This is a genomic window from uncultured Dietzia sp. (assembly GCF_937873725.1).
In the GTDB taxonomy this organism is placed as follows: Bacteria; Actinomycetota; Actinomycetes; order Mycobacteriales; family Mycobacteriaceae; genus Dietzia.
The window spans coordinates 1-11819 of sequence record NZ_CALMYY010000138.1 but is presented as its reverse complement, the minus strand read 5'-3'; the positions used below and the strand labels follow the sequence as shown (position 1 = coordinate 11819).

The 11819-nt window shown below is 69.4% G+C and carries 14 protein-coding genes and 1 pseudogene; 9 read left to right on the top strand and 6 right to left on the bottom strand.

The genetic code is table 11. From position 1 onward, the window contains the following. Positions 1 to 487, bottom strand: a 487-nt coding sequence (locus tag Q0444_RS14945) for a septum formation initiator family protein (RefSeq protein ID WP_299023792.1), incomplete at its 3' end; no start/stop codon positions are given. Between the two features lie 279 nt (positions 488 to 766). Continuing rightward, positions 767 to 2044 (bottom strand): phosphopyruvate hydratase, encoded by a 1278-nt coding sequence (gene eno / locus Q0444_RS14940; RefSeq protein WP_299023790.1) that lies wholly within the window; start codon positions 2042 to 2044, stop codon positions 767 to 769. 219 nt (positions 2045 to 2263) lie between these two features. Here eno and Q0444_RS14935 point away from each other — a divergent pair, with 219 nt between their 5' ends. Genes Q0444_RS14935 through Q0444_RS14925 form a run of 3 tightly spaced genes read left to right on the top strand, consistent with a single transcriptional unit; the run spans position 2264 to position 2958 of the window. Next, complete coding sequence (locus tag Q0444_RS14935; protein ID WP_299023788.1) at positions 2264 to 2524, top strand: ribbon-helix-helix protein, CopG family; 261 nt, start codon at positions 2264 to 2266, stop codon at positions 2522 to 2524. Further along, positions 2506 to 2760 carry a hypothetical protein gene (locus tag Q0444_RS14930; protein ID WP_299023786.1) on the top strand — a complete coding sequence of 85 codons (255 nt, stop codon included), beginning with the start codon at positions 2506 to 2508 and terminating at the stop codon, positions 2758 to 2760. The genes Q0444_RS14935 and Q0444_RS14930 overlap by 19 nt, the downstream gene beginning before the upstream one ends. Positions 2761 to 2778: 18 nt before the next feature. After that, entirely contained in the window at positions 2779 to 2958 is a 180-nt protein-coding gene (locus Q0444_RS14925) for a hypothetical protein (protein WP_299023784.1), read from the top strand. Positions 2959 to 3082: 124 nt separating this feature from the next. Here Q0444_RS14925 and Q0444_RS14920 read toward each other — a convergent pair whose 3' ends face one another. After that, the gene (locus Q0444_RS14920; protein WP_291082132.1) at positions 3083 to 3370 is read right to left on the bottom strand and encodes a type II toxin-antitoxin system ParD family antitoxin; all 288 of its coding nucleotides are present in this window, start codon (positions 3368 to 3370) and stop codon (positions 3083 to 3085) included. Between the two features lie 348 nt (positions 3371 to 3718). Here Q0444_RS14920 and Q0444_RS14915 point away from each other — a divergent pair, with 348 nt between their 5' ends. After that, a complete protein-coding gene (locus tag Q0444_RS14915; RefSeq protein WP_299023782.1) occupies positions 3719 to 5488 on the top strand; it encodes a DEAD/DEAH box helicase family protein in 1770 nt (589 codons plus the stop codon). 112 nt (positions 5489 to 5600) lie between these two features. Beyond that, positions 5601 to 5993, top strand: coding sequence for a hypothetical protein (locus Q0444_RS14910; RefSeq protein WP_291082126.1), 393 nt, complete (start codon positions 5601 to 5603; stop codon positions 5991 to 5993). Between the two features lie 232 nt (positions 5994 to 6225). Here Q0444_RS14910 and Q0444_RS14905 read toward each other — a convergent pair whose 3' ends face one another. Both Q0444_RS14905 and Q0444_RS14900 read right to left on the bottom strand, forming a co-directional pair. Next, a complete protein-coding gene (locus tag Q0444_RS14905) occupies positions 6226 to 6711 on the bottom strand; it encodes a hypothetical protein (RefSeq protein ID WP_299023779.1) in 486 nt (161 codons plus the stop codon). Between the two features lie 18 nt (positions 6712 to 6729). Beyond that, positions 6730 to 7986 (bottom strand): alpha/beta fold hydrolase, encoded by a 1257-nt coding sequence (locus Q0444_RS14900; protein ID WP_299023777.1) that lies wholly within the window; start codon positions 7984 to 7986, stop codon positions 6730 to 6732. 107 nt (positions 7987 to 8093) lie between these two features. On the opposite strand from Q0444_RS14900, the gene Q0444_RS14895 reads away from it, so the two are divergent. The 4 genes and pseudogenes from Q0444_RS14895 (at position 8094) to Q0444_RS14880 (ending at position 11056) form a co-directional block, all read left to right on the top strand. Then, the gene (locus Q0444_RS14895) at positions 8094 to 8786 is read left to right on the top strand and encodes a TetR/AcrR family transcriptional regulator (RefSeq protein WP_299023775.1); all 693 of its coding nucleotides are present in this window, start codon (positions 8094 to 8096) and stop codon (positions 8784 to 8786) included. 5 nt (positions 8787 to 8791) lie between these two features. Next, complete coding sequence (locus Q0444_RS14890; protein ID WP_299023773.1) at positions 8792 to 9610, top strand: SDR family NAD(P)-dependent oxidoreductase; 819 nt, start codon at positions 8792 to 8794, stop codon at positions 9608 to 9610. A gap of 180 nt (positions 9611 to 9790) precedes the next feature. After that, positions 9791 to 10312 (top strand): flavodoxin domain-containing protein, encoded by a 522-nt coding sequence (locus Q0444_RS14885; RefSeq protein WP_299023771.1) that lies wholly within the window; start codon positions 9791 to 9793, stop codon positions 10310 to 10312. 173 nt (positions 10313 to 10485) lie between these two features. Further along, a pseudogene (locus tag Q0444_RS14880) lies at positions 10486 to 11056 on the top strand (dihydrofolate reductase family protein). 7 nt (positions 11057 to 11063) lie between these two features. On the opposite strand, the gene Q0444_RS14875 reads toward Q0444_RS14880, so the two are convergent. Further along, positions 11064 to 11810, bottom strand: coding sequence for a lytic transglycosylase domain-containing protein (locus Q0444_RS14875; RefSeq protein ID WP_299023794.1), 747 nt, complete (start codon positions 11808 to 11810; stop codon positions 11064 to 11066). Positions 11811 to 11819: the final 9 nt, after the last annotated feature.

The following is an 11819-nucleotide window of genomic DNA, read 5'->3' as shown; positions in this document are numbered from 1 at the left end:
AGTTGCCCGGGAAAACGGGGTCGGCGGGCGGGGGGATGGGGGCCCGCACCCGCGTCTGCCACGGCAGCGCCGCCAACTCGGCCGCCCGCTGCTCGGCCGCCGCCTGCTCCACCGGATCCACCGGGCTCACCCGATACGGGGTCTCCCCCGGCTTGACGGCGCCGAAGCGGATGCGGGCCTGCTGCTCGATGTACGCCGGATCGGCGAGCAGCTGCTCCTCGGCCTCGAGCTCGGCGATCGTCGCCTGCAGCGCGGCCCGCTCCTGCGCCACCGCCTTCTCGTCCGAGAGGAACTGGTAGTGATTGCGCAGGGGGAACGACACCGTCACCAAGAGAATGATGGCGACGACGGCGAGGAGACCGATCCGCCGAGGCGTGTAGTTCCGCGGGCCCAGCACGGTGTCCGAGAGATCGGTCCGCGTGGTGAGCCGGTGGGCCTCCGGATGCGCGGTCGAGCCCACCCGGCCGGAGCGGGCCGAGGCGGGCACCGGCCGGTCCCGCTCGCGGCTCGGCGTGCGCCGCTGGGGCGTCTGCCGGCGAGTGGTGTCGGCAGGAGACTCACCGCGGGCGCGACCCCGCTGGGGAGCCCGGCGGATGGGCCCCGACGCCTCGCCGGGGCGCCGGGACGACGACCGATCGCGGCCGTCGCCCCGGCGATCAGAAGGGCGTGGTGGGCGAGCCATGAGCCCTCCTCTCGACTACCTACCTGCTCGGATTGGGCTTGCTCGGACTGTGCCTATTCCGACCGTGCGACCCGATGGCCTGGCTCAGGCGTTGAAGCGCGGGAAGGCACCGGCGCCGGCGTACCGGGCGGCGTCCCCGAGCATCTCCTCGATGCGCAGCAGCTGGTTGTACTTGGCCACGCGCTCCGAGCGGGCCGGGGCGCCGGTCTTGATCTGGCCACAGTTGCAGGCCACCGCGAGGTCGGCGATGGTCGTGTCCTCGGTCTCGCCCGAGCGGTGCGACATCATGGTGGCGTAGCGGTTGCGGTGCGCCAGCTCCACGGCGTCCAGCGTCTCGGTGAGCGTGCCGATCTGGTTGACCTTGACCAGCAGCGCGTTGGCCGCGCCCTGGGCGATGCCGTCGGCCAGGCGCTCGGGGTTGGTGACAAAGAGGTCGTCGCCCACCAGCTGGACCTTGCTGCCGATCATGTCGGTCAGGGTGGTCCAGCCCTCCCAGTCGTCCTCGTCGAGCGGGTCCTCGATGGAGACCAGGGAGTAGTTGGCCACCAGGTCGGCGTAGACGTCGGCCATCTCGGCGGCGGAGAGCTGCTTGCCCTCGAAGTGGTACTTGCCGTCCTTGTAGAACTCGGTCGCGGCCACGTCCAGCGCGAGCGCGACGTCGGTGCCGAGGGTGTAGCCGGCCTTCTCGATGGCCTCTACGATCACGTCAAGCGCGGCCTTGGTGGAGTCCACCGACGGGGCGAAGCCGCCCTCGTCGCCCAGGCCGGTCGACAGGCCCTTCTCCTTGAGCACGGCCTTGAGATGGTGGTACACCTCGGTGCCCATGCGCAGGGCCTCGCGGAACGTGGGCGCACCGATCGGGGCGATCATGAACTCCTGGACGTCCACGCCCGAGTCCGCGTGGGCGCCGCCGTTGAGGATGTTCATCATGGGCACCGGCAGGACGTGCGCGTTGGCGCCGCCGACGAAGCGGTACAGCTCGAGGTTCGCGGAATCGGCCGCGGCGCGGGCCACGGCGAGGGAGACGCCCAGGATGGCGTTGGCTCCGACGGTGGACTTGTTGGGGGTGCCGTCGGCGTCGAGCAGGGCCTCGTCCACCAGACGCTGCTCCTCGGCGGGGATGCCGATCACGGCGGGCGCGAGCACGTCCAGCACGGCGTCGACCGCCTTGGTCACGCCCTTGCCCATGTAGCGCTCGTCGGAGTCGCGCAGCTCCACGGCCTCGTGCGCACCGGTCGAGGCACCCGAGGGCACGGCCGCCCGCGCGAACGAGCCGTCGTCCAGAAGCACCTCCACCTCGACGGTGGGGTTGCCTCGCGAATCGAGGATCTCCCGGGCTCCGACCTGCTCGATAAGCGCCATCTGTGCTCCTTGGGGAAGTTCGTGGTTCGTGTCAGGGGGTCGGCGCCGCTCCCGTGGGCGCAGTACCGCTGGTCATTGTTCCACGTAGTCGAGCGGGGTGGGTCGAGGCGTGCGGTGACTACAACCCTTCGGGTGCGCTGCGCCTCGACTCGGACGTGGTGAGACTCCCCCGGGGATCGGCCCTCCCCACTCGTACAGATTCGTAATACGATAGCGGTCATGGAGCGGAAGATTCAGGGCCGGCCGGTCCCAGAAGAACAACTTGACGAGTGGGTTGCCGAAGCCGAGGAGGGCTACGACCCTGCCTGGCTGAAGAAGCGGATGGGGCGACCCGCGAGGTCAAGCGAGGCCGCACAGGTTGTCCCGGTCCGACTTACCGCCGCCGAGCTTGCGGCGGTCATGGCTCGCGCCGACCGAGACCACCTCAACAGGTCCGAGGCGATCCGCCAGGCTCTGGCCGAGTGGGCCGCCGCTTCGTGATCATCCGTAGTTCCGCCCGGAAACACGGCATCACCGACGACGACATACGGGCGACCTTCGACACCGCTACCCTCTCCGGCCCCCTGGACGACGAACACCCGCAACGGGTACTCGTCTTGGGATTCGATAGGCAAACCAGGGTTCTCGAGCTTGTCGTGCTGTTCTACGACAACGGCCAGATTGAGGTCATCCACGCGATGAAGGCGCGCCGGACCTATCTTGAACTGCTCGAATGACACCGATATCCGATCTGGATGGTCGAAGAACCATTCCGCATCGACGCCAGGGACCTCGAAAGCGATAGCGCTGCTCACGGCTTTCTTGAAGGCCGGACTGCACTTCTTGCGAGCACGTTCTCCGGTGGCGCCGCGACGGTCGCAGCCCAGCTCAAGTCTCTCGGCTTCGTCGTGTCGTCCGAACGATCGCCGGACTGACCTGAGTTAGCCCCTCTGGTGCCCCGCTGAGCACCGGCACTACCGGTACGGGAACCCTTAGCCACAGGTGGTCAAGCAGTCTTGACGCCCACTCAGAGGCTGCGTCCACCGCCAGCACCAGTTCCTAGACTGGCGGGGTGGGTTGTCTGGCTCGTGCACCGATGTCCGCGATGACGTCGCTTAGATCCGCGTCGTCAACGTCCACGTAGCGGCCCACAGCCACGTCGGCCCACCCCTGATCGGCAGCTGCGCGGAGAGCAGCGAGCCTGGCCGCGTCCTCGGCATCTCGCCGCTCCAGCAGCCGAAGCCCTTCACGCACGACCTCGCTCGCATTCTGGTAGCGCCCGGATGCCACCAGTTGCTCGACCAACTCGTGTTGGTGCTGGCCCAGGACAACATTCCGTGTTGGCATACTCATCACCCCTGTTGCAGGATATGCCAATCCTGCGCTTCCTGCGAGCGGCTCCGAGCACTGGGGAGGTCAGCGCGTAGCGCACCGACACGAGGCCGGAATTCCGGCCGCGACGGGTCGGTCTCGTCGTCGTCATTACTCTCGTGCCCCTTCCCCTCCCCACGGAGGCGCGCCCGCCCCGGCCACCCACCTCGCCCTTGCCGTCTCCGCACCGGCCGTCCCTGGCGATGTCGTACCCCGCCCCTAGAGTCAGCCCGACCCCCCCCATGGGCCACCCCGCAGAACCACCCAGGAGAACACCGTGGACGCACCCGCCCTCGTCACCGCCCGCGCCGGGGCGGCGATCTGATGGCTACTCGGTCACCGCGCTCGACAACCAGGAAGCGGAAGACGAGTTCCACACGGGCGAAGTCGGCCAGGAGGCCGAGCGCGGCGCAGGCGGCCCCGACGATCCCGCCCGGCCAGCGGGTGTGGCTCCTGGAGCTCCCGTGGGGCGGACTGGACGGCGGAACCCCGGCCGGGGTGACCTACTACAAGTCGCTCACCGCACACGCCCACGTCGGCACCTCCCTGCCGAGCCCGCTGGAGCCCTACGCCAGCAAGCCGTACTCCTACCTGCGCCTGCTGGAGGACGAGCTCAACGGCAGCGCCGGCCGGGGCGCGACCGCCGCGCCGATGAGTCTGCGCCCGGAGCAACGCGCGGACGCGGACGCGATCGCCGCAGCCGCCGACCGCGGATTCCGGCAGGTCCACCTGGGCAACGATGTGGGGACCGGCAAGACCCTGGTGGCGGTGGCCGCAGCGAGGTCGATCGCCAGGGCGCGCGGCGCCCGCACGATCCTCGTGACGGTGGACCGGCCGGCGCGGATCACCATCCCGTCGTGGCGGCGCACCATCACGGCGCTGGATGGTGACGAACAGGGCGACGACGACCTGCGCTGGATCATCATGTCCTCGGACAGCCTGGGCAAGCTCATGGCCCGGAACGGGCGCCCGCGGCTCAAGCTGGACGTCGCGGTGATCGACGAGGCCCACCAGTTCCGGCACGCCAGCAAGCGCACCAGCTACATGCGGAGACTGACCCGCATGGACGCCCCGCACGCCAACGCCCCGTTCGTGCTGACGATCACCGCCACCCCGGGCCACCACCCCGGCGAATGGGGATACCTGTCCTCGCTGTTCGCGCAGGTGCACGGCGATCCGCCGGCCCGGTGGGCGGACTTCGGACGGGCGCTGACCGAGCGGGGCGTGCCCCTGGAGACCTCCTACGGCAAGTGGACGTGGACCACGGAGGCGAAGGAATCTCTACAGGTGCAGCAGGCCGCCATCGGCGACGTGCGCGACATCCTGCTGCGGCACGATCCGCCGCTGATGCTCACCCGGTCGGCGCCGTGGGGACCGCCTCCCTTCGATGTGGACCTGGTGGAGCTGACCCCGGACCAGTGGCGGGCCTACGAGCTGGAGTGGGGCGACTTCCAGCGGGAGATGCAGCTGGCCAGGACGGGCAACAATGTCGCCCGCGGGCTGGCTGCGCTGGTGCGGCTGCGCCAGAAGGCATCGATGATCCGGGTCGAGCACACGGTCGCGGCGGCCAAGGCCGAACTCGCCCGCGGCTACCAGGTGCTGATCGCCACGGAGATGGTGTCCACGGCCGCGCACCCGGTGGCCGAGATGCTCGAGGCCGACGGGATCCCGGTGGCGCGGATCTACGGCTCGAACCCGCAGGCCGAATCCGAGCGGATGCGGTTCCAGCGGGGCGAGGCGCCGGTGGTGGTGTTCAACACGCCCACCGCGATCAACCTGCAGGCCCGCGAGCAGTTCGCCGACGGCTCGTTCGCTACCGACACCCCGCGCAGGGGCTTCTTCCACCAGGCCCGCTACTCAGGACTCCTGGCCGAGCAGACGATGGGCCGCGCGCACCGGGATCACCAGGTGTGCTCGTGGTCGCTCCTGGCCGCGGCGGGCACGATCGAGGAGCGGGCCGGGACGGTGATGCTGTCCCGCCTGATCTCCTCCGCGACCAGCACCGACGCGGACGCCTCGACTTTTGCCGAGGTGGCCCGGGTCTTTGGGATCGACTGGATCCCCGCCGTGCGACTGGCGGACGAACTCGGTTAGGCGTACACCGCTCGTGGCGTGCTCCCATCACGGGCAGACCGGTTCCGGCGATCGCCCTCGTCGTCGTCACTCACCCTGTCCTTCCCGACGGCTCGGTCGATAGACTCCGCGGGTGCGGATTCGTCCGATCGACCTCGTGGATGTCCTGGTGTACCTCGTTGTCCTGGGCGTGTTCATCCAGCTCTTCCCCGCCGTCCTCTCCGAGACGTTCCTGCTGGCGCTCCTGACGGCGGTCCTGCTCAAGGTGGTGCTGGAGATCGTGCTGCTGGTCAAGAAGAGGATCGTGGGCCGCATCCGGTCGGGGAGGCCGCTGCCGATTCGCATCGTCAACGTGGTCGCGCTGCTCCTGGTGCTGCCGGGCAGTAAGTTCCTGGTCTTGGAGCTGGTGGCGTTCGCGTTCGGCGACGCCGTGCAGCTGGGCGGCTTCTGGGCGGTGACCGCGCTCATCGTGGCGCTGATGCTCTCCCGCGGTGGCATGCGGCGGTTGCTGACGACGACCGAGTAGTCGCGCCCCGTGGTCACGCCCCCACCGTGGGAGGACGAGCCGACGCCGGCCTCCGCATCCGCTCCCCCGCCGGCCGCTCCTCCCTGAACGCGCCGACGAGGAGCATAGTCGAGGTTGCAAGGCCTGCTCTACGCCCTCGCGTCCCGGCCGGTCACTGCGCGCCGGTGCCAGGTGAGCGCCCTCGTCGTCGTCGTCACCGCCCCGGTCCTTCCCTCGATCTGGTCCGCCGGTCTCACCTGGTAGGTCCCCCGAGGATCCGGCGGGTGGGCTGCGCGAACACCAGGAGCAGGTTCACCACGCTCACCGCACCGAACGCCCACCAGAACGTGTGGAACAGCTCCCGCTGGTCGCCGGGCAGCCCCGCCACCGGCCGCCACAGCAGGGCGACCTCCCCCACCATCCACGCGAGTTGCCCCAGCGCCACCACCAACGCGAAGTACCACTGCCACGGCGAGGGGGCATCCCGGCGCCCGCGGGCGCGCAGGCCCCTGACCAACAGCGCGGTGACCACGGCCCCCGCCACACCCAGCAGAGCGAGGATCACACCCGGGGCGAAGAAGTCGGCGAACGGCGTGTTCACCAACAGCTCCGGATCGAACCCCAGACCCGATCCGTCGCGGAAGAGGAACAGGCCGGGCCCTCCCCCTAACGCCGACAGCGTCCAGAACGCCATGCCGGCGAGAAGCGCGGACGTGGACCACGGTCGTGCCAACCTCATCTCGGAGCTCCTCTCCACCTACTGCGTCAGGGGACGCACCTGCTCGAGCATGACGTCCACAAACACGTCCTTGTTCTCCGCGCTGCCCAGACCGTGACCACCCTCCAACCAGATGAGGTTCTTGTCCGGCGCCGAGAGGACGTCGTAGTACTCCTCGACCAGCGCCGGCATGGCGTTGACGTCGTGGCGGCCCACGAAGAAGAACACCGGCACCTCCAGCGTCGGGGCCTGACGGGCGAAGTCCAGACCCTCGAGCTGCGGGTAGACGGCGTTGAACGAGTTGATCAGACCGCGGGTGTGGTTGACCTTGTCGACGTAGCCGTACTCGGGGACGAAGAACGGGATGAGCGGCGCGACCAGCGTGTACCGGGGCGTGCCCATGATCTCGTTGAGAACGTCCAGGAAGGCGACGTAGGGGCGCACCACGTTGTCCCCGTGGTACGGCGGCGGCCCGTTGCTGCGCAGCTTCTCCGCTCGCCGGGTCTCGCCCTTGTCGTCGAGGTACTTGAGCGCGAGCTCGTATCCCATGCGGTCGTTCTCGGTGGTGTTGACCATCTGTCCGCTGGTGACCAGGGCGTGGAAGAGCTCGGGGTGTTCCTGCACCGGCCAGATGCCGATGATGCTCGACCACGACACCCCGTAGACGACGATCTTCTCCTGGCCGAAACGCTGGCGGAGGTGGTTGGCCAGGGCGGTGGCGTCGTCCACGAACCGGTCCCGGTCGAGCTGGTCGAACGGAACGGCGCCGTACGACTTGCCGGTCCCGGGTTCGTCCCAGCTGCCCACGGTGAAGTGCTTCTCCAGGGGCTGGAACTCGCGCGAGTTGAAGAAGCCGCCCCCGCCGGGGCCGCCCATCCCGAGGTTGAGCAGGACCGGATTGGTCTCGTCCTGGCCGCGGATCGTGATCCACTGCTCGCTGCCGCCCAGGTCCACCTTCTCCATCGTCGCGATGCTGCCGGGGACCGGCTTGCCGTCCGGTCCGGTGACGGGCGGCGCCACCGCCAGGGTCTGCGAGGCGACAACCGCGCCGACCGCGGCCAGCACCAGCAGACCCACCGCCGCCGGCCGGACCCACGGGCGGCGGCGCCGGAGGATCAGCCAGAGCAGTGCGGCCAGGCCGAGCAGAAGTAGAGGGAGCCAGGCCCACAGCGGCACCGAGCTGGTGAGGGGCAGAAGCAGCACGGGGAGGAGAAGCACCACGGCGACGATCACCGACGCAGCGGTCAGCCATCCATTACCTCGACGACGTGGAAGCTGCGCTCGGCTGGTGGTCATGATGACTCCTCGACCTGTACCCCCGAACCTACGACGCGGCGGGGGCGGGGTCAACGATTCGCGGGACTTCGTCGACAGATGTCGTTTAGTGCTAGCTTGGCGATGTGATGGCAACCACGACGATGTCGAACGCCACAGTCGATCGGCCGATGGCGCAGAGCCACGACCCGCGCGCCGTCCGGACTCGGCTGAAGTTGATCGATGCGTTCGGCCGGCTCGCGTCATCGGGCAGCCCCGACGACATCACGGTGTCCGCGCTGACCGACGCGGCCGGCGTACACCGCTCGGTGTTCTACAAGCACTTCGCCTCGCCAGACGACCTCGCGACCCACATGCTCCGCGACCTGTTCAGCGCCCTCAGTGGCGCCGACGTCGTCATGCGAGGCCAACTCGCTGTATCCGGCATCGAGGCGAGCCGCAATGCGATGTCCGACCTGATTCGATTCGTGGGCGCACGACGGGCTGTCTACGCGTCATTGCTCGGCCCCTCCGCACCGGCAGGCGCCGTGCAATCCGTTACCGATGCGTTCGCCGAATTCACCGCACGGGCGCTCGATCAGATGGCAGCACGCCCGAGTGATGTGGATCCGCAGATGGTGTCCCGCTTCCTCGCCCACGGGGTTGTCGGCGTGGTGGGTCGTTGGCTCAGCGATCCCCAATCGTCGCTGTCGCACGACCAGGTGGTCGAGCAGCTGCTGCAGTGCTTTCCCGGCTGGCTCACCTCGCCGTCGCCGTCGATAGACACCGAACACACCAACCCCACACCACCCCACACCCCATCCACGCGACAGAGGAAGTAGGAACAATGCCCGATTTCACAGGCAAGGTAGCCATCGTCACCGGAGCAACCACGGTCGAACCCGGTGGCCTCAACATCGGAGGCGCCACCGCGACCGAGCTCGCAGCGAACGGCGCGAAGGTTGCCCTCGCCGACATCAACTTGGCAGGAGCACAAGCACTCGCCGACCAGCTCAACGCACGCCATGGCGACGGGACCGCTCTCGCGGTGGAGACCGATGTCCGCTCCGAGGAGCAGATCGAGCGCCTGGTGGCCACCACGGTGGAGACGCTCGGCGAACCGACGATCGTCATGAACATCGCCGGGATCTTCCCGCCAGATGACACCGAGGTCGCCGCCATGACCGTCGAGGCGTGGGACAACGTGATGGCGGTCAACCTCCGCAGCGTCATGCTGCTGAGCAAGCACTCACTCCCCTACCTGAGGAAGGCCGGCGGGGCGATCGTCAGCACCGCGTCCACCCACGGCTCGGCCGGCGACACGAGCCTCAGCGGCTACGGCGCCTCGAAGGCCGGAGTCATCGCGCTCACCAAGTTCCTCGCCACGCAGTACGGCCGCGAGGGCGTCCGATGCAACGCGATCAGCCCGGGCACCACCACGTCTCCGCCGGCGCAGCAGATCCCGGAGGAGGTCAAGGAAATCTTCCGCCGCCAGAACCTCAACCCCGAGATGCCGACACCGGAGCAGCAGGCCAAGGTGTTCGCGTTCCTGGCCTCCGACGACGCCGCCGGAATCAACGGCCAGGAAGTCAAGGTGGACGCCGGCCTACTGTCGCACCAGCCCATGATGGCCGACATGCTCGCACTCGGGGCCACCACGGTCTGAACGTCCAGCCGCCTCGAGCCGGGCAGCGGCGTGCGATATTCGGCCCTCGGTGGCGTGCGCTGAGACCTACGCTGAGAACTGCGAGGTCGCCCGAAGATCCTGGCGGGAGGCCATTGTGCTCGGCATGGCTGCGGTGGAAGATGGACAGCCACCGACGACTCGAGCGGAGGGGCACGGGAGATGCGCACACTGATCGTCTACGAGTCCATGTACGGCCGCACCCACGAGATCGCGGAGGCGATCGCCCGCGGCGCCGCCCAGGTGGGCGACGCCACCACGGTCCCCGTCGCCCAGGCGAACCCTCAGGACGTCCAGGCGTACGACCTGGTGATCGTGGGCGGCCCCACGCATGTCCACGGGATGAGCCGGGAATCGACCCGGCGCGGAGCGGTCGAGGCCGCGGAGAAGGAAGACAGCGCCCTCACGGCCGAGCCCGACGCGGCCGGACCGGGGATCCGGGACTGGCTCGACGACCTCGCGCGGGCCGAGGGGGCCGCCGCCGCGTTCGATACGCGGATCGACAAACCCGCGATCGTCACCGGCCGGGCATCCAAGGGGATCGCCAAGAAGCTCCGGCACCTGGGCTTCACCCTCGCCGCTGATCCGGAGAGCTTCCTGGTCGACACCGACACGAACCTGATCGACGGCGAGGAAGCCCGCGCGGAGCAGTGGGGTAAGGCGGTCGCCGCGGGGATCCGGTGAATGAGCGGGGTGAACACTCCGCTCACCGGGCCGGTGCCGCGGCCGTCGAATCGGACCGCCTGGTCGAGGTGAGCCACACGGATCGAGTGTCGGCGATCCGCTGGTGAAGGCCCGCGATCCACCGGTCCCCGGTGTTAGATTGGCCCGGTCGGGAGCGGCGGGGGGGCGACGCGATGAGGCCACTGCACTACTCGATCAACGTGACCCTCGACGGGTGCTGCCACCACGAGGCCGGGCTCCCGCCGGACGAGGAGTCCATGAGCTACTGGACCGCGGAGATATCGCGCGCCGATGCGCTGCTGTACGGCCGGGTGACCTACGAGATGATGCAGGCCGCGTGGCGGAAGCCGGAGACGGGCGCGTGGCCCGACTGGATGAACGAGTGGGAGATCCCGTTCGCCGAGGCCATCGACCGGGCCGACAAGTACGTCGTGTCCAGCACGCTCGAGAGTGTCGACTGGAACGCCGAGCTGGTCCGCGGGGATCTGGAGCGGGCGGTCCGCGCGCTCAAGGAGCAGCCGGGCGAGGGACTGTGGGTGGGCGGGGTGACGCTCCCCCCGGGCGCTGGCGGACCTGGGGCTGATCGACGAGTACGAGTTCGTGGTGCATCCCGTCCTGGCCGGTCACGGGCCCACGCTGCTCTCCGGCCTGCTCGATCGCATCGGGCTCGCGCTCGTGGACCAGCGCACTTTCCGGTCCGGGGTGGTCGCCCTGCGCTACCTTCCCGTCCACGCCGCGGTGTGACGCGCTCTTACGGCGCCGTGGTCCCCACCGAGTACGCCGCCGCCGCGTCGCGCACGTCCATGACGTATTCGCGGGAGGCGTTGTAGGCCAGCACGGCGCGCTGCCAGTTCTCGGCCTGCGAGAGGTCTCCCCCGCGCTCACACAGCAGCCGGGCGGCGGCTACGGCGGCGTCGTCGATCTGATTGGGGTCGGCCCGCCCGTCGCCGTCGGCGTCGCGGCCGTACTTGGCCCACGACTCGGGGATGAACTGCATCGGCCCCACGGCCCGGTCGTGTTCGGTGTCGCCGTCCAGCGCGCCGCCGTCGGTGTCGGGGATCTCGGCGAAACCCGGCGAACCGTCGAGTTTGACCCCGATGATCGGCGGCAGCGCGTAGCCGTCGTCGTTCAGCGACGCCCCGCGGTACCGCCCGTGCCGGGTCTCCACGTGGCCGATCCCCGCCAGGGTGGTCCAGGCGAGGTTGCACTCGGGCCGGGTCTGCCGCATGGTCTCGGCGGCGTTTCCGTACGCGGCCAGCGCTGCGACGGGGATGTTCATCTGCTCGTTGATCCCCGCCGCCCACGGCCGCAGCTGATCGGAGGTGCGACCGGGGGCGTCGAGGTCCACGGCCGGCACCGGCGCCCCGGGCCCGGGCGGGATTCCGGGCGGGATCGGGGTCGGCGCCTGGCGGGTGGGACCGTAGGAGCAGGCGGAGGCGACCACGGCCACGACGAGGGACAGGGTGACGGCGAGGCCGTGCCGGGAGTGAGGGCTCATCGCCCGCCA